The sequence below is a fragment of the Virgibacillus sp. LDC1 genome, from assembly GCF_025792345.1.
Classification (GTDB): domain Bacteria; phylum Bacillota; class Bacilli; order Paenibacillales; family Paenibacillaceae; genus Paenibacillus_AQ; species Paenibacillus_AQ lautus.
The window spans coordinates 350645-371765 of record NZ_JAOXLZ010000006.1 but is presented as its reverse complement, the minus strand read 5'-3'; the positions used below and the strand labels follow the sequence as shown (position 1 = coordinate 371765).

Annotated in this window: 19 protein-coding genes; 5 read left to right on the top strand and 14 right to left on the bottom strand. The window is 51.8% G+C overall.

The features are described 5' to 3' along the window. Positions 1–7 precede the first annotated feature (7 nt). The 6 genes from OHJ21_RS29550 to OHJ21_RS29525 all read right to left on the bottom strand — a co-directional run bounded on the left by OHJ21_RS29550 (position 8) and on the right by OHJ21_RS29525 (position 7528). On the bottom strand, positions 8–1030 hold the full coding sequence (locus tag OHJ21_RS29550; RefSeq protein ID WP_486021958.1) for a carbohydrate-binding family 9-like protein: 1023 nt from the start codon (positions 1028–1030) through the stop codon (positions 8–10). 63 nt (positions 1031–1093) lie between these two features. Beyond that, entirely contained in the window at positions 1094–2380 is a 1287-nt protein-coding gene (locus OHJ21_RS29545) for an alpha-L-fucosidase (protein WP_486021956.1), read from the bottom strand. Positions 2381–2444: 64 nt separating this feature from the next. Beyond that, positions 2445–3830, bottom strand: a complete 1386-nt coding sequence (locus tag OHJ21_RS29540; RefSeq protein WP_486021954.1) for an alpha-L-fucosidase — start codon at positions 3828–3830, stop codon at positions 2445–2447. A gap of 148 nt (positions 3831–3978) precedes the next feature. Then, positions 3979–5589 carry an extracellular solute-binding protein gene (locus OHJ21_RS29535; RefSeq protein ID WP_071218757.1) on the bottom strand — a complete coding sequence of 537 codons (1611 nt, stop codon included), beginning with the start codon at positions 5587–5589 and terminating at the stop codon, positions 3979–3981. Positions 5590–5632: 43 nt separating this feature from the next. Next, positions 5633–6541: a carbohydrate ABC transporter permease gene (locus OHJ21_RS29530; protein ID WP_071218756.1), complete on the bottom strand. Its 909-nt coding sequence runs from the start codon at positions 6539–6541 to the stop codon at positions 5633–5635. 15 nt (positions 6542–6556) lie between these two features. Further along, on the bottom strand, positions 6557–7528 hold the full coding sequence (locus tag OHJ21_RS29525; protein ID WP_100541074.1) for an ABC transporter permease: 972 nt from the start codon (positions 7526–7528) through the stop codon (positions 6557–6559). Between the two features lie 421 nt (positions 7529–7949). Between OHJ21_RS29525 and OHJ21_RS29520 the strand changes: the two genes are divergently transcribed. After that, positions 7950–8990 (top strand): glycoside hydrolase family 18 protein, encoded by a 1041-nt coding sequence (locus OHJ21_RS29520; RefSeq protein WP_486021952.1) that lies wholly within the window; start codon positions 7950–7952, stop codon positions 8988–8990. Between the two features lie 457 nt (positions 8991–9447). On the opposite strand, the gene OHJ21_RS29515 is transcribed toward OHJ21_RS29520, so the two are convergent. Further along, positions 9448–9666: a DUF378 domain-containing protein gene (locus OHJ21_RS29515; RefSeq protein ID WP_100541076.1), complete on the bottom strand. Its 219-nt coding sequence runs from the start codon at positions 9664–9666 to the stop codon at positions 9448–9450. Between the two features lie 164 nt (positions 9667–9830). Then, complete coding sequence (locus OHJ21_RS29510; RefSeq protein ID WP_100541077.1) at positions 9831–10727, bottom strand: LysR family transcriptional regulator; 897 nt, start codon at positions 10725–10727, stop codon at positions 9831–9833. A gap of 159 nt (positions 10728–10886) precedes the next feature. On the opposite strand from OHJ21_RS29510, the gene OHJ21_RS29505 reads away from it, so the two are divergent. Together OHJ21_RS29505 and OHJ21_RS29500 are read left to right on the top strand one after the other, a co-directional pair. Further along, positions 10887–11930, top strand: coding sequence for a YeiH family protein (locus OHJ21_RS29505; RefSeq protein ID WP_326111060.1), 1044 nt, complete (start codon positions 10887–10889; stop codon positions 11928–11930). Between the two features lie 307 nt (positions 11931–12237). Further along, positions 12238–13707, top strand: coding sequence for an alpha-amylase (locus OHJ21_RS29500; protein WP_100541079.1), 1470 nt, complete (start codon positions 12238–12240; stop codon positions 13705–13707). Positions 13708–13835: 128 nt separating this feature from the next. On the opposite strand, the gene OHJ21_RS29495 is transcribed toward OHJ21_RS29500, so the two are convergent. Beyond that, complete coding sequence (locus OHJ21_RS29495; RefSeq protein WP_100541080.1) at positions 13836–14735, bottom strand: ABC transporter permease subunit; 900 nt, start codon at positions 14733–14735, stop codon at positions 13836–13838. 19 nt (positions 14736–14754) lie between these two features. Continuing rightward, positions 14755–15663: an ABC transporter permease subunit gene (locus OHJ21_RS29490; protein ID WP_100541081.1), complete on the bottom strand. Its 909-nt coding sequence runs from the start codon at positions 15661–15663 to the stop codon at positions 14755–14757. A gap of 266 nt (positions 15664–15929) precedes the next feature. On the opposite strand from OHJ21_RS29490, the gene OHJ21_RS29485 reads away from it, so the two are divergent. After that, complete coding sequence (locus tag OHJ21_RS29485) at positions 15930–16406, top strand: glutathione peroxidase (protein WP_009592987.1); 477 nt, start codon at positions 15930–15932, stop codon at positions 16404–16406. A gap of 176 nt (positions 16407–16582) precedes the next feature. On the opposite strand, the gene OHJ21_RS29480 is transcribed toward OHJ21_RS29485, so the two are convergent. Beyond that, on the bottom strand, positions 16583–18556 hold the full coding sequence (locus tag OHJ21_RS29480; protein ID WP_486021948.1) for a glycoside hydrolase family 127 protein: 1974 nt from the start codon (positions 18554–18556) through the stop codon (positions 16583–16585). A gap of 138 nt (positions 18557–18694) precedes the next feature. Between OHJ21_RS29480 and OHJ21_RS29475 the strand changes: the two genes are divergently transcribed. Then, positions 18695–19519: a helix-turn-helix transcriptional regulator gene (locus OHJ21_RS29475; RefSeq protein WP_100541083.1), complete on the top strand. Its 825-nt coding sequence runs from the start codon at positions 18695–18697 to the stop codon at positions 19517–19519. Between the two features lie 170 nt (positions 19520–19689). Here the strand turns inward: OHJ21_RS29475 and OHJ21_RS29470 are convergent, their stop codons facing one another. The 3 genes from OHJ21_RS29470 to OHJ21_RS29460 form a co-directional block, all read right to left on the bottom strand. Further along, positions 19690–20091 (bottom strand): VOC family protein, encoded by a 402-nt coding sequence (locus OHJ21_RS29470; protein WP_100541084.1) that lies wholly within the window; start codon positions 20089–20091, stop codon positions 19690–19692. Between the two features lie 29 nt (positions 20092–20120). Next, positions 20121–20618, bottom strand: coding sequence for an SRPBCC family protein (locus tag OHJ21_RS29465; RefSeq protein WP_100541085.1), 498 nt, complete (start codon positions 20616–20618; stop codon positions 20121–20123). Between the two features lie 85 nt (positions 20619–20703). Then, on the bottom strand, positions 20704–21048 hold the full coding sequence (locus tag OHJ21_RS29460; RefSeq protein ID WP_100541086.1) for an ArsR/SmtB family transcription factor: 345 nt from the start codon (positions 21046–21048) through the stop codon (positions 20704–20706). Positions 21049–21121 lie beyond the last annotated feature (73 nt).

Genomic DNA, 21121 nt, shown 5'->3' with positions numbered 1-21121 from the left:
CCTCCGTTCACTCCCTCCATAACTTTCCGTCTTCCCGAATGCAGATGATAGCCGTTCCGTCCGATGAAGGCGCGCTAATCTGGAACAGGCTCCGGGTCGTTTCAATCACGGGCTGGATGCTCCATGAATCCTCGCCCATGAGCTGCTTCGTTTCCTGCGTAAATTCACCATGGGCTTCATAGTAATTACGCAGCCGGTAATAGAGCCTGCGCAGCTCCCATTTGATCCGTTCGTCCTCCGGAAGCTTAAACGGCTGGTGCCCCTCGCCATCGGCGAATACGACGTAACCCCACAGCTCCGGGTAATGCATATTGATGATGCCCATCGGCGACCATACCCAATTATCCTCCGGATAAGGCTTGCCTGTCTCCGGATTCAGCACCTTGCGATATTCGCCGTCCTGTACCTCGGTCTGCCATTCCACGCGCGAGAAGTTGACGCGCCAGAACTCACCCGGCGCAGGACGGCGGCCGCCTTCGGCACATTCCTTGAGACTAGCCCAAGGAATCGCCACCTCCACGCTCCATTTCCGGTTATCGGCGCCCGGTCGGTTCAACTCCCCGTCGATAAACACCGCCGTCTTAAGACCGCTGATGTCCCAGCCGTTGACCGGAGGTCCGCCATCCCGGTACGGTTTCACGAGCAGCAAGTCCCACACGGTGTTCAAGGCATTGATCTCGAATTCATAATATTGATGGCTGTCTCCGTCCGGATCAATGAATATTTCAAAGTCATTATCATAGAAAATAACCGAATCGCGTTCCGTCAACGTCGCCCATATCTGATCCTCGATCAGCTCGGCGGCAAAATAAAAATAGTCGTCGTCCCACAGCATTTTGACCCGGGTCCGTTTTCCCGGCTTCGGACGAAGATCCCCTTCGATATCAACGAAATCGTCGGTCCACTCCGCCGCATCCCAGAACGCCTTATCCACGCGGCCGTCCAGCACGAGCGGCTGCCCCGCACGCTTGCATATATAATGCTTGGGAGCATACTCAATCCTCGGCTCCGGCACTCCACTTCTGTTCATGTCATTCTCTCCGCTTCATGAGGGAGGAATGCGCACTTATCAAGCGCTCCCTCCCCGTGATGGTTAGTTATGCGTGACTACGGCTCCCGAGCCGCCGTACATCTCCAGCTCTTCGTCAAACTCCAGCTTAAGAACCGTCACCTGCTCATGCGCGTCTTCAGGAGTCATCTTGATCCACGTCGTCCCCGGGATATTGAACCAAGGCACACCCCCATGGATCTCGTGGGTAAGCTCTTTGCCGGAATGCAGCACGGTAATTTTCTTGATCGGGTTGCACAGCCCCTTGATGCACACATTCTCTTTCGGATCGTCATAAACAAACAGGTACAATGTCTTTCTGTCCTCGGAAATCGTGCTTCCCCCCAGATAATAGCGGGTCATAATGCCCTCGCCCGTTCCGAATACGGCCTCCTCATGGGTCCGGATCCATGCTCCCAGCCCAAGCAGAATGTCCTCCTGCCTTGGATCGATGGTGCCGTCCTCGCGCGGACCGATATCCAGCAGCATATTGCCGCCCATCGAGATGCAGTCGCAGAACATCCGAATGATCTGGTTCAATGATTTGTATTTATGATCGGTCGGCACATAACCCCACGAACTGTTGATTGTCGTGCAGAATTCCCAAGGTCCCTGCGGTCTCGTGATCGGAATGCCCTGCTCCGGCGTTTTATAATCACCGTGGCCCTGCAGGCGCGAGTTGATAATGATGTCCGGATTGAAGGATCGCAGGTAATGCTTGAACTCCGGCAGATTCCACTGCTCGGCACTCCGTTCCCAATCGCCGTCGAACCACAGCAGATCCACCTTCCCGTAATTCGTCAGGATCTCCCGCAGCTGGTTGTTATTAAACTCCAGGAATTTCTGCCACTTCTCCTGATCCTGAACACCGTCCACGGGACTGGTGTGCGGGTTGACCCCGCTGAGATCCTCCGGTACCCTGCCTCCTTCGAACACGCTCGGATAATCCGGATGCGACCAATCAATCAGAGAGAAGTACATGCCCAGGTGAATCCCCTTCTCCCTGATCGCTTCGGCATACTCCCGCACGATGTCCCGATTTGCCGGCGTCCGCTTGACCACGTTGAGATCGCTGTACTGCGTATCCCACAGCGCAACGCCATCATGGTGCTTCGTTGTCAGCACGGCATACTGGGCACCGGATTTCTCGATCAAATCCGCCCATTTCTCCGCATTGAATTTCGATGCCGTAAAACCGTCCAGCTGCTTCATGTACTCGTCGTAAGTGATCCTCCCATTATAGAAGGACCAGGATTCCGAGACCCCCTCCACAGCATAAATGCCATAGTGAATGAAGATGCCCAGCTTGGCTTCTTCGAACCATTTCTGCATTTTTTGTCCACACCTCTTCTTAAAGTCCTTGGTAAGTGAAAAATACGTTTATATAAACCGCTTCTTAACGAAACCGCAGTACGTGCGCAATCGGCGCCGGTCCCTGACGTTCCTGATCCGGAAGACGAACCGCAACGCCACCGTCCGTGCGGCGATAATCCAGCGCCTCCTGACCCCCGACCAGATCAATGCGGCTGAACGCCGTTTGAATTGGAATGTGCAGCTCCTCAGGGACGGCTTCTTGCTCATTTCGATACAGATGGATGGCATAGGTCGTATCGTCTTTTTGGGTAAACTGGACCGCGCCGGAGGAATACGGCTCGCAGATACGTGTGCCATAAATGGCTTCTCCATAAACTTTCAGCCATGCGCCCATGCCCTTCATTCGTGAAATAGCCGTCTCGGGCAGCCTTCCGTCCGGCTGCGGACCCACATTGAGCGCGAGATTTCCGCCTTTGGCCACGATCTCGACCAACAGATGAATGAGCTGACGCACCGTTTTATAACGATCTTCGTAGCGGAAAGAGAAGGAAGTTCCCATCGTGATACAGCTCTCCCAAGGCACATGAAGGGCTCGCTCAGGGAGGGTCTGCTCCGGCGTAATCAGATTCTCGTAAGGCCCGCCGACCGTACGGTCCGCCGAGAGGAGCCAAGGCTGAATCTCACGCGCCTTCTCTACCACTTCACCCAGCCGGATATTCTGGTCCCGGTAATCGTTCACCCAGCCTGCATCCAGCCACAGCACATCGATGCGGCCGTAACGGGTCATCAGCTCCATGATCTGCTCATGGGTAAACTGGACAAACTGTTCCCACAGCCACGGGTATTTCTTCGGGTCGTAGCTTGGACCGCGTGACGTAAAGCTTCCGGCCTCCATTCCCGGGGCCCAGTAGTATGGCGTATGCCAGTCGGCCTTCGAGAAATAAGCGGAGATGCCGAGTCCCTTGGCACGAAATGCCTCGAACAGCTCCTTCGTGATATCGGCGTATTTATGCCTATGGAACGGACATTCCGTTCCGGTGACACGGTAATCGGTTGTATGCGTATCCCACATGCAGAATCCGTCATGATGCTTGGTGGTAAAGTTCAAATATTTGAAGCCGTTATCGGCTGCCAGGTCAGCCCACAGATCAGGCTGAAAGCGAAGCGGGTTGAACGTCTTGTTCAGGTCGAAATACTGCCGCTTAAGCTCCTCCGCTTCGATATCCCAGTCAATGCCGTCACGCGACCAATCCGCGTCTTTATCACTCAGTGCCCATGATTCAACAAGGCCCAGCTGGGAATACGGTCCCCAATGCATCATCAGGCCCAGCTTCTGGTCCTTGAACCATTCCAGGCGTTCCAGGAGCAGCGGATCCTCCGGCTTGACCCATTTGTCCTCACTGCTGAAATTGTGCACGCCCTGCTCCACTACCGCTTGTTCTTCCTCTACCAGCTTGTTCTCCGACATGGTGTACCTCCAATAGTCATTTGTTGATAACGATATCTTTGAAGACCGTTGGAACGGGCCTTCGCCTGCCCCCTAAAAACAATAGCCAACCCCCGGTCATGAATCGACCGGGATACGTTGGCTCTTTGTTTTTCATCTATGCATCTGATTATTGCTCGGCATTCCAGCGATCATATGCGCCTTGATAAAGCTCGACGAGACGGTCGCTGCCCATTTTCTTGACTTGTGCTACGTATTTATCCCAATTTTCAAGCGGCTCTTGGCCTGTCACGAATTTGGCTTCCATCTGTTTCACGTACGTTTCCAAATCGGACAACAGCGCGGTTGCCTCGCTCTGCTCTTCATTCGTCAAATAAACGTTAGGGAACGGTGATTTACCGATCGGCACCAGCTTCTCTTGATTCTGCTGATCGATCCACTCATCAAATTCGGTGCGAAGACCTTTCGCAACATCCGGATCATTGACGCCAGGCGTCAAAATACCGTAGTTCGGCGTGATTTTGCCGCGATATTCTTCACGATCTCCGCCGCCTGGCACTGGGAGCCATTCTTTCACGCGGTTTGCCTCATCCTTGAATTTCCACAATGTGCCTTCAGGCCCTTGGTTAAACAGCGTGGCGCCTTCATAGCTGTACAGGTAATCGATCCAGCGCATGGTCGCTTCCGGAGCCGGGTTGCTGCTCGAAATGGCGAAGGTGCCTCTTGCCGACATACCAGGGTGCATACCGTATACAGGAGAGTCGGCGATTTCACTCTTCACCGGCGTCATGAGCGGATGCTCGCTGCTCGGCTCGCCACCGAGCGTGAAGTACGCATGGTAGTCGTTAAACAGGGCCAGCTGATTGTTTTCTCCCTTGGCTTTTTTCTGATCGCCTGTTTGCGAGAAGGTTTCATGATCCAGCAGTTCTTCCTTCCACAGACGGTTCATGAACGTCAGATAGCCTTTGTAGCCTTCTTCCTGGTAAGGATAGTGCACTTTTCCGTCCTTGTCGGAATAGATGCCTTCGTTGTACATTCCCCAGAAGCCGAAGAAGTACATACGCAGGTCATCCAGCTTGACCGAAGTCAGCGGAATTTCGTCTTTCTTTCCATTTCCGTTAGGATCTTCTTCCTTGACGCGTTTCAAGAATGTATATAATTCCTCGGTAGTCTTAGGTTCGGACACGTTTAATGCTTTTAGGAACTTGCCGTTGTACCACATCGGGCCTCTGTACCATACGGCAGCCTTATCGACAAACGGCAGGGCATACATATGCCCGTCCGGGGTCGTAAAGGACTTGCGGACATCCGGATTTTCATCCAAAATCTTTTTGATGTTCGGTGCATAGCCTTCGTCAATGTACTTCTCCAGCGGAATGAGGATGCCTTGGCTGCCGTAAGTTACCTGCTCAGCCGGCTTCAGATCCGCCGCATAAAACATATCGGGCAAATCTCCGCTCGCAAACACCAGATTTTTCTTCGTTTCAAAGCTGTCTATCGGAGAAAGCTGATATTCCAGCTTGATGCCTGACAATTTCTCCATCTCTTGTAGTACGGGCATCGTATTCCAATCGGCTACACCGGCATCCTGTGACATGACCGTCAGCGTGATCGGCTCATCCACAATCGGGAAACCTTCCTTTTTTACCCCTTCCGTACTGGCCGTCCCGGACGGTGCTGTAGCAGCGCCGTCTCCTTTCGGTGAACCACAGGCTGCAAGCATGGTTGCTGAGAGGGTGAGGCAGAGTAAAATAGATGATGCCTTGCGAAGCTTTTTCATGACAACAACTCCCCTTTTTTGGTGTGGATTGTATGGTTTAAGATCAGCCCTTAACGGAACCAATCATAACACCCTGCACAAAGTAACGCTGAAGGAACGGATAAACCGCAATAACCGGAAGTGTCGCAACGATAATGACCGCATATTTGACCAGTGCGGCAATTTCCGCTTTGGAATTCATCGCTGCTGCGGATGAGGCGTCAATCGCCCCGCCGCCCTGTGCCGCCATCTCCTGAAGAACCAGGATTTGACGCAGGAAGAGCTGCAGCGGGTACTTCGCGGCATCGTTCAGATAAATCATGGCACTGAAATAACTGTTCCAATGTCCGACGCCGTAGAAAAGTGCCATGACGGCAATAATCGGCATCGAGAGCGGCAGTACGATTTTGATGAATAACCGGAAGTTCGTACAGCCGTCGATATGGGCCGCTTCCTGAAGCTCCTTCGGAATGGTCGATTGGAAGAACGTCCGGGACACAATGATATTCCATATGGACGCAGCTCCCGGCAGAATAAGCGCCCACATGCTGTTGACCATGCCAAGATCTTTAACGAGCAGGTAACTCGGAATCAGTCCCCCGCCGAAAAACATCGTAACCAGGAACACCGCCATAAAAAATCCTCTGCCTACAAAATCGGAGCGGCTTAGCGCATAGGCTGCAGGCAGCGTGACAATCAGATTCACGATCGTACCTATCACTGTATAAATAATCGTGTTCTTGTAGCCAATCCAAATGTTGGCATTCTCAAACACCCGGGCATATCCATCAAACGTGATCCCTTTCGGAATCAACCACATTTCACCTGAGCTTACGTACTTCGGATCACTGATGGAGGCGCTGACAATGTACAGCAGCGGGTACAGTACGATAATCAGTGCAATCGTCAGATAGATGTAGTTGCATAGCAGGAATAATTTATCCCCTTTGCTTTCCCTTACCGTGGATGACATATGTTATTCCCCCTTCTACCACAGGCTGTTTTCGCTGGTGCGACGAGCGATTTGGTTCACCGCAATCAGCAGAATCGCATTAATGACCGAATTGAACAATCCGACGGCGGTAGAGAAGCTGTACTGTGCGTCAACCAGACCGGAGCGATAAACAAAAGTCGAGATGACATCGGAAGAGCTCATATTCAGCGGGTTCTGCAGCAGCAGGATTTTCTCGAATCCGACGCCCAAAATGCTGCCCATGTTCAGAATCAACAGGATGGTGATCGTAGGTACAATCGCCGGAATGTTAATATGCAGAATGCGTTTGAATCGGCTCGCACCGTCCACGACGGCAGCTTCATGCAGCTGCGGATCGACACCCGACAATGCAGCCAGATAGATAATGGTACCCCAGCCCGCGCTCTGCCAGACGCCAGACAGCACGTACACAGTCTTAAACCAAGCGGGATCTGTCAGGAATTGCGGCGGCTGAAAGCCCAGCATTTCCACAAAATTTACGATCATGCCGGACGAAGGCGACAAGAAGGTAATGATCATACCGGACATAACCACGACGGAAATAAAATGCGGCGCATACGTGACGGTCTGTACCGTACGCTTGAAGAATGAATCCTTCACTTCGTTGAAGGCCAATGCCAGAATGATGGGCAGCGGAAATCCGATGGCCAGCTCATACAAGCTGATGCTGAGCGTATTCCAGAGCAAGTCCCAGAAGTAATAAGAGTTAAAGAAGCGTTCGAAGTGGTCGAATCCGACCCACGGACTTCCCGTTATTCCCAACGTCGGGATGAAGTTTTTGAAGGCGATTTGGATCCCGTACATCGGACCATAATGGAAAATGACAAAATACAGAAATGCCGGAGCTATAAACAAATACAGCTCCCAGTTTCGAATCATCCTCCTCCATAATGTATTTTTCTTACGATTCGGCATCGTGTTAACCGATAAGCTTTGCGACAGGGCGGATTGACCATCTTGCTGCATAGGTTGCCCCCTCCTTTTCTAATGAAAATCCGGCCATTTTGTTCGGAAAAGCACCCCTGTTTAATGTATAAGAAAGAGCCTTTCTGACCACTCCTCAGCGTGCGGCTTTCGCCCGCTTTATAAATGTTAACGCTTACATCCCAAGTGTATGGACCGCGGCACCATCCGTAAATATGTCATTTTCAATGGTCTACTCGAAATGGCTCTATGCATTGATATGACGGGCTTTTCACGCCCTTCCCACTCTTGTCATTGTCGTTTTCGGGTAAGAAAACATGTGGTTTTTGACCCCGTTTCCTCCGGTAAATTGTCATCTAGACTATTGGGATGATCCTTGACAGATGTCAAATCTGACCGTAAGTTGGAAAAATAAGCCGTAAAAGCAAAACTGACATATTCTAAAAGAAATGAGGTATTACGCATGCAGCCATCATCCTGGATTTTAGCCGGCTACGCTGGACGCAAGATCTTATCCGAGATCACGGCCGAAGATGCCAAGCGGCTCACTCACTTGAACATCGCTTTCGCCCATATCCAAGAAGACAAGATTACGTATACCGATACGAACACCATTCACGAGACCCAACGCCTGAAATCCATCAATCCCGAATTAACCATACTATTGTCTGTTGGCGGCTGGGGCTCCGACGGATTCTCGAAAGCTGCAGCTACTCCGGAAGGAAGAGAAAGCGTATGTGAATCGGCGATCAAGCTGCTGCAAGAGTTTCCATTCGACGGCATTGACCTGGATTGGGAGTATCCATGCTACTCGATCGCCGGAACGGCGGCATCGCCAAGCGACAAGGAGAACTTCACGCTGCTGCTGAAGGAGCTCCGGGAAACGCTGGATCAATACGGACGGGGCAAGAAGCACTATCTGTTGACCATCGCGGCCGGAGCCGATCAATATTATATCGATGGCACCGAAATAGGCGACATCCACCCCTATCTCGACTTCATTCAGCTGATGACGTACGACATGCGCGGCAATTTCCAGACGCTGACGGGCCACCACACCAACCTGTACACCTCCACCGGCGATCTGTTCCGAATCAGCGTTGATGCTTCCGTCCGTTTGTTTACCCTAGCCGGTGTGCCGCCCGAAAAAATCGTGATCGGCGCCGCATTCTACTCCAGGAAATGGAAGGATGTGCCGGATGTGAACAACGGCTACCTCCAGCTCGCTCCATCCTCCGGTGGTTATGGCCCTACCTATACTCAGCTCGCTGCCGAATATCTCAATAAACCTTCATATAAGCGGTACTGGGACGACGAAGCCAAAGCGCCTTATTTATTCGACGGCAGCAGCTTCATCACTTACGATGATGTCGAGTCCCTGACTCATAAATGCAAATACATACAGGAGCAGGGACTGGCCGGCATCATGTTCTGGGAATACAGCTGTGATGCGACGCACAGCCTGGTGGATGCCATGTACAAAGCATTCCGCGCTCCTAAATAGAGCGGGAACCTGCCTGAGTCGTAACAGCCTCACTCCCCTCCATCATCTCTCTTTATCTAGCTAATCGTTCCGGACTCTTTCCTAATGGTGAAGGAGTCCTTTTTCACTGCTCACGCAAAAAAGAGGCTGACGACAGGTGACGTGTTATGTTATCTGTCATATCATTAACTTCTGATGCTTGCGCTGCAATGGCTTGGCTTTATTTTATGAGTTCCTTCCGAACTCCGTAAATATGTCGTTTTTATCTTTAACTATAGAGCATGCAAAGCCTTATAAACACTGGAAATTTCATACTGTATATGTTGATCTTGCACCTTACATGAGAGTTCCAACTCACCGACAATCTTGGAATTTGACAGAAAAAAAGCCGTTCCCGAATACGGAACGGCTTTTTTTCATCTATGAGAGTATGGATTTTTCTCTTTACTTATGTCATTTATATGTCATTAAATGTAACTTATCTGGCTGTATTTCGATCGTCATTCGTAACATCACCAAAGAAGCGGATCGAGTACAATGCACACAGACCGACAATCGTATAGATAATGCGGGAACCTACGGAGCTCTGTCCTCCAAATAATGCAGCTACCAGGTCGTACTGAAACAGGCCGACCAAAAGCCAGTTAATGCCCCCGATAATCAATAACAGCAAAGCAATTGTATTAAATGTTCTCATCGTTTAACCCCCCTTACGTCCGATTTTCACATCATTCGTTACATGGTTTGTTTTTCTAGGATTTTAGTATCTATTTTTAACCAATTATTGCGTTTGTAATCATGTCCGAATAAAAAAACATCCCCTTAATGGGGATGCTCTTGCACCGAGATCATTCTCTCTCTTTAGACTTCTTTGGGGAAACCGCGTTTATGGTGCAAAAGCTCGAGAAATACCTCAACGGCCTTGGTATGATAAGGTGTCCTCTGTGTAATCCAGGAGAACTGCCGGGCCACCGGCTTGCCGTTCGGTACCAGCATATGCAGCGTCCCAAGCTGAACCTCCTTGCGCACCGCCCATCGAGACAGCAGCGTTACGCCAAGGCCTGCCTCCACGGATTCCTTGATCAGCTGGGTGCTTCCGAACTCCACGATATGCTGAGGGTGAATATGATACCGTGAGAACATCCGCTCCGTTGCCTCGCGGGTGCCTGATCCGGCTTCCCTGACAATCCAGGTCTCATTCGCAAGCTCGGACAGCGGCAGCTCCTGGAGATGGTCATACCGCCCGTCTCGGGGAACCATCACCACCATGTCATCCTCTGCAAAAGCTTCGATATGCAGCTTCTCATCCTGATAATCCCCCTCCACGATCCCGATATCCGCCTCATGGCGCAATATCATCTCCGCCACCTCCGTGGTGTTCCCGATCGTGATCGATGGGCGGATCAAGGGATAATGCTCCCTCATATAAGCGATCATATGCGGCAGCATATATTCCCCGAAGGTGTAGCTGGAGCCAATAGACAGATTGCCGCTTGCCCGATGCATCAAATCGTCCACAAGCGTGTTCATGCGGGTGTACAGACCCAGAATGTCCTTCGCATGATGATACACAATCTCACCGGCTTTCGTCAGCCGGACATATTTATTGGTTCTCTCCAGCAGCTTGGTGCCGACGGACCGCTCGAGCGCTTGGATATATTGACTTACCGCGGGCTGTGTCATCAGCAGCTCCTCGGCTGCACGGGTAAAATTCCCCTTCTCTACCACCGTAACGAATACCTCCAATGGTTGATCCACGCTTTTGGCCTCCTTCGTTCGCAATATTCACGAATGGTTAAGAGTTATATTATCATAACTTTTTACTTATGATGATCATCATAATGATTTATTTTTCTTATCCAATGGAATGAGCTACGATGGGATCATACCAACCGAACGAATCGGAGGTTACATCTTATGACAGAGCCAGCCTATTCCAATTCACAAGAACACGTCCATCGCCTGATCCGATGGACACAGCATACGCTGCCCGCCGCCGCAGGCGGCATTGCCTTTACCTTTGTCATCGCCCTTATCGGTTACGTATTAGCAAGCGTGCCGGGCCTTGGCTACCTTGGCCAGCTCGCCTGGGCGATTCTCATTGCCGCGTTATACCGGCAGCTGCGCGGTTACCCGGAGAGACTGCGCATTGGAATCCAATTCACGGCCAAACGGCTGCTTCGCCTAGCGATCATTCTATATGGCTTAAAGCTGAATATCGGCATCGTGTTCCTGCAAGGCCTCGGTTTAATGATGAGGGATGTAATCAGCGTCGTATTTGCCATCGCTCTTACCCTGCTGATTGCCAAATGGCTGAAGGCCGATATGTCCCTATCCCTCCTGCTCGGCATTGGAACCGGTGTATGCGGTGCGGCGGCCATTGCTGCCGTGTCCCCGATCCTCAAGGCAAAGGAGAAGGACACTGCGCTTGGGGCAGGGCTGATTGCCTTTCTTGGAACCATTGTTGCTATCGGTTATACCGTCGTTCAGCCGCTGCTTCCCTTAACAGACACCCAATACGGCGTGTGGTCGGGCGTAAGTCTTCATGAAATCGCCCATGTGGCACTCGCAGCCGCTCCGGCAGGGGAGGACGCCCTTGCGATTAGCCTGCTTGCCAAGCTGGGACGCGTATTTCTGCTCGTACCGCTCAGTATTGCGCTCATGGTCTGGATGAAGCGTACCGGGCGCTTACAGAGTCAAACACGGATGGAGTTTCCCTGGTTTCTGCTGGGCTTCATGGCAGCGAGTGTACTGGGAAGCTGGGAATTTACCGGACAACCGATCATTCCCCTGCCGATCAAGGATTGGATTTCTCAGGCGGCCTCCTTCATTCTTGCCATGGCCATGGTCGGACTTGGCCTGAATGTCCACTTGAAGGATGTACGCGGTGCCTGGCGTCCGCTGCTGGCCATGTCCATCACCACCGTGCTGCTGATCCTGCTTACTTATGCCATGGCATAAACAAGCGGGATGCGCGGTCGGTATTGTACCAACAGAAAACCATCCCCTGCGTCGGATTCCCCGGCTGGGGATGGTTGTTTGTGATGAAAACCGATGCCCCATTCCTATCCTCTAACGCTGGACCCAAGCTATTTTAGGATGGCTGCCAATACGACAATCCCTGTCTTTTTCTTTCCATTTTAGGGTAAAACTAAATGTATGCGGTCCACCCATTCCAGGTGGAAGGTTTAGCTCCCCTGCTTTCTTGGGTATTTGAGCTTAGTATGCAGTAAATATGCAGAGCTATCATGATAGAGGAGATGGAAGTATGCAACGAAATCATACGATTATGCAATTCTTCGAATGGCATGTTGCAGCCGATGGCTCGCACTGGAACCGACTCAAGAACGCAGCCCCCGAGCTGAGCAAGGCTGGGATCGATGCGGTATGGATTCCTCCGGTGACAAAAGCATCGTCCGCCGAGGATAATGGTTATAGCGTATACGACCTGTATGATCTGGGAGAGTTCGATCAGAAGGGAACGGTTCGCACGAAGTATGGTACCAAGCAGGAATTGATCGATGCCATCGCGGCCTGCCACAAGAACGGAATTGCCGTCTATGTGGATCTGGTCATGAACCATAAGGCGGGTGCTGATGAAACCGAGCGGTTTCGGGTTGTGCAGGTCGACGAGATGGATCGGACCAAGGATATATCCAAGCCATTCGAGATTGAAGGCTGGACCAAGTTCACCTTCCCTGGCCGAGGGGATCAATACTCCTCGTTCCTATGGAATTTCACTCATTTTAACGGTACCGATTACGACGATTTCAGCAAACGTTCCGGCATTTACCGGATCGTCGGCGAGAATAAATCATGGAGTGATAACGTTGACAATGAATTCGGCAATTACGACTACCTGATGTTTGCCAACATTGATTACAGTCATCCGGATGTACGCAAGGAAATGGTTGCTTGGGGCAAGTGGCTGGTGGATACGCTGCAATGCAGCGGATTCCGGCTGGATGCGATCAAGCATATTAACCATGACTTCATTAAAGAATTTGCCACCGCCATGAAGAAAAAGCGCGGAGATGATTTTTACATCGTGGGCGAGTTTTGGAATCCCGAGCTTCAAGACTGTCGAAACTTTCTGGATACGGTAGATTACAAGATCGATCTGTTTGACGTGTCTCTTCACTATAAACTGCAAGCCGCTTCCAAAGCCGGCCGTTCCTTTGATCTGCGGACGATCTTCGACGATACGCTCGTGCAATCACACCCGATGAATGCCGTCACGTTTGTGGACAATCACGACTCGCAGCCGCAGGAATCGCTGGAATCCTGGGTGGAGGATTGGTTCAAGCAGAGCGCTTATGCGTTGATCCTGCTGCGAAAGGACGGTTATCCTTCCGTCTTCTATGGCGATTATTACGGAATCGGCGGCGAGAAACCCATTCCCGGCAAAAGGGAGGCGATCGACCCGCTGCTGTATGCCAGAGCGAATCGGGCGTATGGCGAGCAGGATGATTATTTTGACCATCCGAATACGATAGGCTGGGTTCGCCGCGGCATCCCGGAAATCGAATGTTCCGGCTGCGCGGTGGTCATTACCAATGGCGAAGCCGGCGATAAGCGGATGTTTGTCGGCGAGCATCGAGCCGGAGAGGTATGGGTGGATCTGACCCGTACCCGGAAGGATCGCATTACGATCGGCAAGGATGGTTTCGCTCTTTTTCCGGTGAACGGCGGCAGCGTGTCCGTCTGGGCACACCCGGATATTCCCGTAGAAGCGTAAACAGCGGCATTTTACATGAACAAAAAAAGGCCGGAAGGATCGGTTTCGCCAGGCACTCCTAATGTGTAGGAAAACACCTGCGAAAGCCCTCATCCTTCCGGTTTTTCGCGTTAATGGACACGCATCGATCAGCCTTTAACCTGATAACGGCGGCGCAGACCCTCGCCTAACAGGTTAAACGTGATGATCAGCAGCATCATGGCAAATGCCGGATAGACCACGAATTGGAACTTCCCTAGCCAGATCTCCGCCCGATGCTTGGACAGAATCGTGGCCCAGTTATACCCGGTCTCCACGAATTCCATGACATAATAGTTAACTTCCTTCCACTCATGACCAAGGAAGATGTTCACGATCGCAAGCTGGCCAAGCAGGAGCATGACCTTTCCCATATCCAAACAGAAGTTGACGATCACTTCGGGGAACATGACCGGGATATAGTAATTCTTCGTCAACGTCCTCGTGCGAAGACCTAACGCGGTTCCGGCCTCCATATAAGGCTCGCTTGCCATCTTGTGGGCCTGCTGCTGAATCGTGATGGCCACTCGCCCGGCCTCGACGCTGGCCAGAATCAGAATGGCCCAGCCCATCCGCTGCTGAGAGAAGAGAAAGAACGGAAGCGCAAGCAGCAGGGCCGAGGCAAAGACCGGCGGCAAATAGGAGCACAACTGGTTCCAAAAGGTGATGAGCCGGTGGGTGAACCCCTTTTTCTTGCGGGCAATCAATCCCAGGGGCACCCCGATCGCATATCGGACAGCCGTAATCGCGAGCACCAGCAGGATCGTATCCTTGGCGGTCACAACCAGCTTGCTCAGGTTATCGACCCCCCTCTTATCCGATCCAAGCCAGTTCTTTGAGGAAGGCTTATAGGGCGGAAGGGTCAGCTTCTGCTTCCCGTCCTTCATCACCCATCTGGAGGGTTCATTCTTCAAATCCTTATCGATGAAGGGCATGTAAGGCCCCGCCAGCATAACGAAAACGAAGAAAGCAAGCAAAATACCGCCTATCCATAATGGAAAGTTCTTCAAGACGACTCACCTCGTATCTTTATCGTGGATCAAAGTACTTGCGTGCCGAATGACTGATCCATTGGACGATCATGAACAGCACCATGAAGGAAAATGCGATATAAATAATGACACCCGGTTCATAATTGCCGCCAGTGCCGCTGAACGTATTAAAATCCAGTGCCAGAAACAATCTCCACGCCGCCCCTGGATAGTTGCGGTAATATTCCACCACGAGCAGGTTGGACAAGATGAAGACAAGCAGGCCCGGAAGATGGGTCAGGATGGTCGCGATGCCGTTGCGCAGCATATGTTTGTAGACAACCTTTCGGTCGCTCAGCCCTTTGGCTTTAGCCAGCAGTATGTACATCTTGCCTTCCTGTGCAAGCAGCGAGGCCGACGTGATTCGGGCAATGAAGAAAATCGGGTAAATCGAGACAAGCAGCGAAGGCAGCACGAAGGCCTCCCAGCCGTCAACCGCAAAATAACGGATAGCCGGAACATGCCTAACGAGCACCCACTGCGCGATCAGCATCAGAAAAAAATCCGGAATGGACTGGAACAGCCATGTCGTCCAGTGCCCCAGCACGCTGAATTTGGTCTTGGACAATTTGTAGTCCAGGACTCCCTTCAGAATGCCAAACACGAATCCTATGAGTAAAGCGGATACAATAACGAGCAGGCTTTTGCCGACGGCTCCGAAAGCGGCCGCTTCCGAGGACTGGCCGATATACCGCGTTTCTCCCAGCGTCCCGTTCTGAATGGCATTTGCAAAATAATCGCGAATATACGTAACATACTCACCCAGATCAAAGGAATAGTTTGCCACCACTAAATAGCCGTCCACCGACAGATTCAAATCCCTCGGCACCAGGACGATGAGGACGATGAACATAAAAGCCAGCAGGCTGGTCACCGTCGTTTTGAGCATTTGCGTTTTTAATCTCATACCGTCCTCCCACACATGATTTCAGCAGTACCCCTCTTGGTTCATTCGATTAAGCACTTATTCTACTACTATCATACATCTCCTGAATAAGTCCAGATGAAAATACAAAATTTTACTTTTGATATTTCCGCATCAGGTATTGAAATTCATATATGGCCATGTACCTGCACTCATAAACCCTGGATGTCGCCCTATCAAATTGCAATCCGCCGTAAAAGGATATACTCTGAACGTAATACATCTCATTGGAGGAGGTTTCTACGGCGATGTCGATCTATGAATATGAAGTAAAAACGATACGCGGCGAATCCCAAACGTTGGAATCTTATAAAGGCGATGTCATGCTGATCGTCAATACGGCGACCAAATGCGGCTTTGCCCCTCAATTCGACGGTCTGGAGAAGCTGCACCAAACCTACCGCGACCAGGGATTGGCCGTTCTCGGCTTCCCCAGCAGCCAATTCATGAATCAAGAGCTGGAGGAGGATGCCGCGATCGAAGAGGCCTGCAAGCTCAATCACGGCGTAACATTTCCGCTGTTTTCCAAGATTGATGTGAACGGCACGAACGCTCATCCGCTTTACAAATATCTGACCAGCGAAGCCCCCGGCGCACTGGGCATCAAGGCGATCAAATGGAACTTCACCAAGTTTCTGGTGGACCGCAGCGGCAAGGTGATCAAACGCTTTGCGCCGACGGATACTCCAGAGAAGATGGAAGAGGATATCAAGAAGCTGTTATAAAAGCAGCTTAACACACATCCCATATCCTTTTCGGCTAAAAAAGGGCTTGCCCGAGGTCCATCGACCTTGGGCAAGCCCTTCATGTTATGCGGTTCGGCAGTCAAGCTTTGCCATTGCATCCTTTGTATGCTGGCTGCTCTGCCAACTCCCTATTCGGGGAGCAGACTGTACGATCTTCATACCGTGTGCGGCAGCTCGCGCACCCAGACGGCCATTTCATTCTCACCGCGGTTGCCCCATAAATAGTACGGAATGGCCTTTAATGCCGCGGGAAGCACCTTTTTCGGAGAGGAACGATACAGCTCATCACCCCAATCATCAGACTCTTCAAGCCATCCATCCCCTTCAATGACAACGGCCCCGCCGAGAAGATTCGGATCGAATCGCGAATGAAGCTTTGGATCGCCTGCGAGTGACAGCGAGGATACCGGCGCTCCATGATCGTCGCTCTCCAGGCAGTATACGAGCGGCCCGCGCTGAATCGCGGCCTTGCCGGCATTCCCCCGAATGTGGGGATTGGCTCTTACTTGATGGATCTCCATGGAGAAAACCAGTTCCACGGTGTCTCCCGGTGCCCACACTCTCTTCACGTAGGCATAACCGTCTTGGGTAATATCCTCCACGATCACCTCTTGCCCGTTCACCCGCATAATGGCTTTGCCGCGCGACCAGTCCGGAATACGGAGAGCGACGGTCCACTCGGCTGCCTGCTCAGGCTCAATCGTAAGCGTAACATTCCCGTCCCATGGCAGCGCGCTGGTCTGGGTTACCTTCACCGGCACGTCCCCGAACCGGATCTCCGATTCACCGCCGATATACAAATGGGTATACAGCGTATCGTCATTCATCGTATACACGTATTCACCCAGCGACGACAGCAGTCTCGCCACGTTCGGCGGGCAGCAAGCGCAGGCGAACCATCCCGGCCGAACCGGCTTCACATGGAACTTGCCCGGATTATGACGGCAGGCTGTAGGCCATACCTCAAGCGGATTCACATAGAAGAAATGCCGTCCGTCCTGAGCCATGCTGCCAATGACCGTGTTGAACAGCGCACGCTCCATCACGTCCGCATACTCCGATTTGGGTGACAACTGCAGCATACGCTGGGCAAAAAAGATCAACCCGATGGATGCGCAGGTCTCGGAATATACGGTATCGTTCGGCAGATCGTAATCCGTCGTAAACGCCTCGCCATGATGAGTGGAGCCGATCCCACCGGTAATATACATCTGTTTATGGACCATGTTGCGCCACAAGTTATTGCAAGCCTCAAGCAGAGCCGGGTCCTTCGTTCTGGCGGCCAGATCCGCCATCGCCGTGTACATATATACGGCCCGGACCGAATGCCCGACCGCCTCCTTCTGTTCCCTGACCGGCAGGTGGCTCTGATGATAAGCCAAATGCGGTGCGTTCAGTACCGAGCGATAGAAGGATTTCTTCCCTCGCTGTTCCCACTCCTGAAGGAAGAAGTGGGGTTCTGTCCCACGCTCATCTATGAAATACTGACTCAGACTCAAATATCTCGGCTCTTGGGTTACCTCATACAATTTGACAAGTGCCAGCTCAATCTCCTGATGGCCGTCAAACCCATGGATTTTCCCATCCTCGGGTCCAAAGACGGTATCGATGTAATCCGCCAAGCGGCACACCACATCCAGCAGCTTCCGCTTGCCCGTCGCCCGGTAATGCGCAACTCCGGCTTCTATCATGTGGCCGGCGCAGTACAGCTCATGGCAATCCGTCAGATTGGTCCAGCGCTTCTCCGGCTCCTTTACCGTAAAATACGTATTCAGATAGCCATCCGGCTGCTGGGCAGCGGCCACAAGATCGATCAGCTCATCCACCTGCTCCTCCAGCTTCGGATCCGGATGAATGGCAAGCGAATACGCCGCAGCCTCAAGCCATTTCGCGACATCGCTGTCCTGAAACACCATACCGCCAAACTCCCCCTCGTCCCTGCCGGCAGCAATTCGAAAATTGGACACGCCATAACTCGGCTCCACGCCCGGAATTCGATCATGGAGGGCTTCATATTGGTATGGGATTACCACTTCCCTTACCAGCTCTATGTAACGGGACCAGAAAGGATCCGTCAGTTTCACTTGCTTAAGGGGGACGGCAGCTGAACGCGAAGTAAGAGTTATCATCTTGGATACACACTCCTTTTGGAATTCGATAGGATAAAGCCTCGACACTTCCCATTCTACGTTCTATGATAGGATGAAAACGATAACAGAATTGACCTAATTTCTTATACGATTTCACACTTCCCTGGAGGTGTCACTATGACGGAACGGAGTGTTCTTACCTTTCCTTCGCCGCCGCTCCCCTACTTCCTTGAATGCGGAAAAACGCATTATATGCCAGGCGAGTCGCATCCCAACCGGAGAAACCTTGGCGTCTTCGACCTTATCCTCGTTCAACGCGGCTGCTTGTTTCTGGGTGAGGAGGACATGCAGTGGGCACTGCGTGCCGGGGATATGGCCGTATTGATGCCGGACGCGCACCACTACGCTGTACAAGGGTGCCAGGAGGAAACCTCCTTTTATTGGCTGCATTTTCAGTCCGCGGTTTCGAGCACTGCCGATCATGAGTCGATCTCACACAATATCAAGCTGCCAAGACAAGGCCCTGTCCCTTATCCGGAGCAAGCCTATCATCTGTTCGATTCCCTGCACCTGCTGGCAACGGAACCGAGATCCACGGCATTTTGGCGGGAACAAACGCTGTTTATCGAGCTGCTGGAGCTGCTGGACCCGTCGAGATCGGATCAGGAACAATCGCGGGTACGTAAAATCGCGGAGCAGGTGGAGTCCTATATCAAAATGCATTACCGTGAGCCCATCAGCAACGCACGTTTATCGTCCGACCTCCATTTCCACTACAATTACCTGACACGCTGCATGAAAGAATCGCACGGCTTGACGCCAACGGAATACCTGCTGCAATACCGCCTGGACCAGGCGAAGCGGCTGCTGCTGACCACCCAGTGGTCCATGGCGCGTATTGCGGAGCATGTGGGATTTCAATATCCGCCCTATTTCTCGCGCCGCTTCTCCGCGCGTTTCGGCCTATCGCCGCTGCAATTCCGAAAGCAGTACACGGAATAAGAAGCCGTATGGGACCTCGGTCTGCGCCATTTGCAATATTCTGCCGTTCGGTTGACTTTAGGATCCGCGGGGCCTTGAACGCGGAGCAGTGGGCTAGCGATGCGTTATCAGCGCAAAAAGAGACGGATCCCTCGCGGGCCCGTCTCTCATGGATCGATGACGTAACGTTATTACGCTTCATTCGGCAGATTAAGCTGCCAGGATACGCCGAACTTGTCCGCGATCCAGCCGAATTTTTGGCTAAAGCCATAGTTGTCCAGCGGCATCATCGCACCTCCGCCATCCATTAATGCCCCGTACACCTTCTCGATCTCCGCTTCCGATTCGCAAGTCAGATAGATGGAGAAGGAAGGCGTGAACGTGAAATCATGCTTCACATTGCTGTCGATGCACATAAACGTTTGCCCCTTCAACGAAAAGGCGGCATGCATAACGCTTCCCTCAGCTCCCTGCTGATTGGGGCCATAACGGACAATGCTTGTAATTTCGGAATCCTCGATAATGGAAATGTAATGGTTCATGGCTTCTTCGGCATTACCTTGAAACATTAAAAACGGGGTAACACTCTTCATGGCAAAACACTGCTCCCTTGTTCATCAGATTAGGATGGGTAGTTTATCTTTCCTGTCTCAAGCAGCTGCTTCAATCCCTCAAACATATAACCCCATCCATGTTCGGTCTGAGTATGATACTCCGTCAGCGCCTTCTCGATATCCTCTGCGGTCCAATCTTCCTCGTGAGGGACAACGATCTCTTGCGTGAATGTCATTTCGCATCCTGCGTCCACGGCTTTGAACTCGACCGTTATTTGGTCCACAGTTTCGCTGAACTGGGGCATCCTGAAGGTAAGCACCAGCTTGTGGGGCCGATCGATTACAAGATACTCCCCAATGGCCCGGTACTCCTTGCCTTCCCGAACGTCAACAATCTCCCAGGTTCCGCCTACCCGAGGATCATTACGGGCGATCTTGTTCGTCGTTTCCAGCGTAAACAACCATTTGCGCATCATGTCGGGGTTTAACCAGGCATCAAATACTCGTTCCGGCGCTACCTCAAACAAGCGTTTCATGACCAGCGTGGTTGTAGAGGCATTCTCCAATGTTAATCATCCTTCTCATATTCAAAGTGGTATTCCGTCTGTTTCCCTACGTTATCATCGTTGTCCAGTATGTCCAGCCGTATTCCTAATGCTCCTCCTTCTTCGCTTTGTTCAGCTCGCGTTCCAATACATCAAATTGCCGGGTCCAGAATCGTTCGTAGAATTGCAGCCATTCCAGCGCCCTGGACATGACGCCCGGATTGAGGCGACAGGTATGTGTCCGCCCCTGAATGGATCGATCCAGCAGGCCGGAGCGCTCCAGCACCTTGATATGCTTGGAGGCTGCCGCAAGCGACATGTCAAACGGCTCGGCCAGCTCGGATACGGTCATCTCCCGCGCAGCGATCATGCGCACCATCTCTCTTCGGGTCGGATCAGCCAGCGCGTGGAAGATGTGATCCAGTTGTTCTTCGTTATTTTGTTCAACCATATGGTTAACTATAATGAACGGAACTCAGAAAGTCAACCAATCGGTTGAATATTAAGCAGCAAAAAAGCCAAGC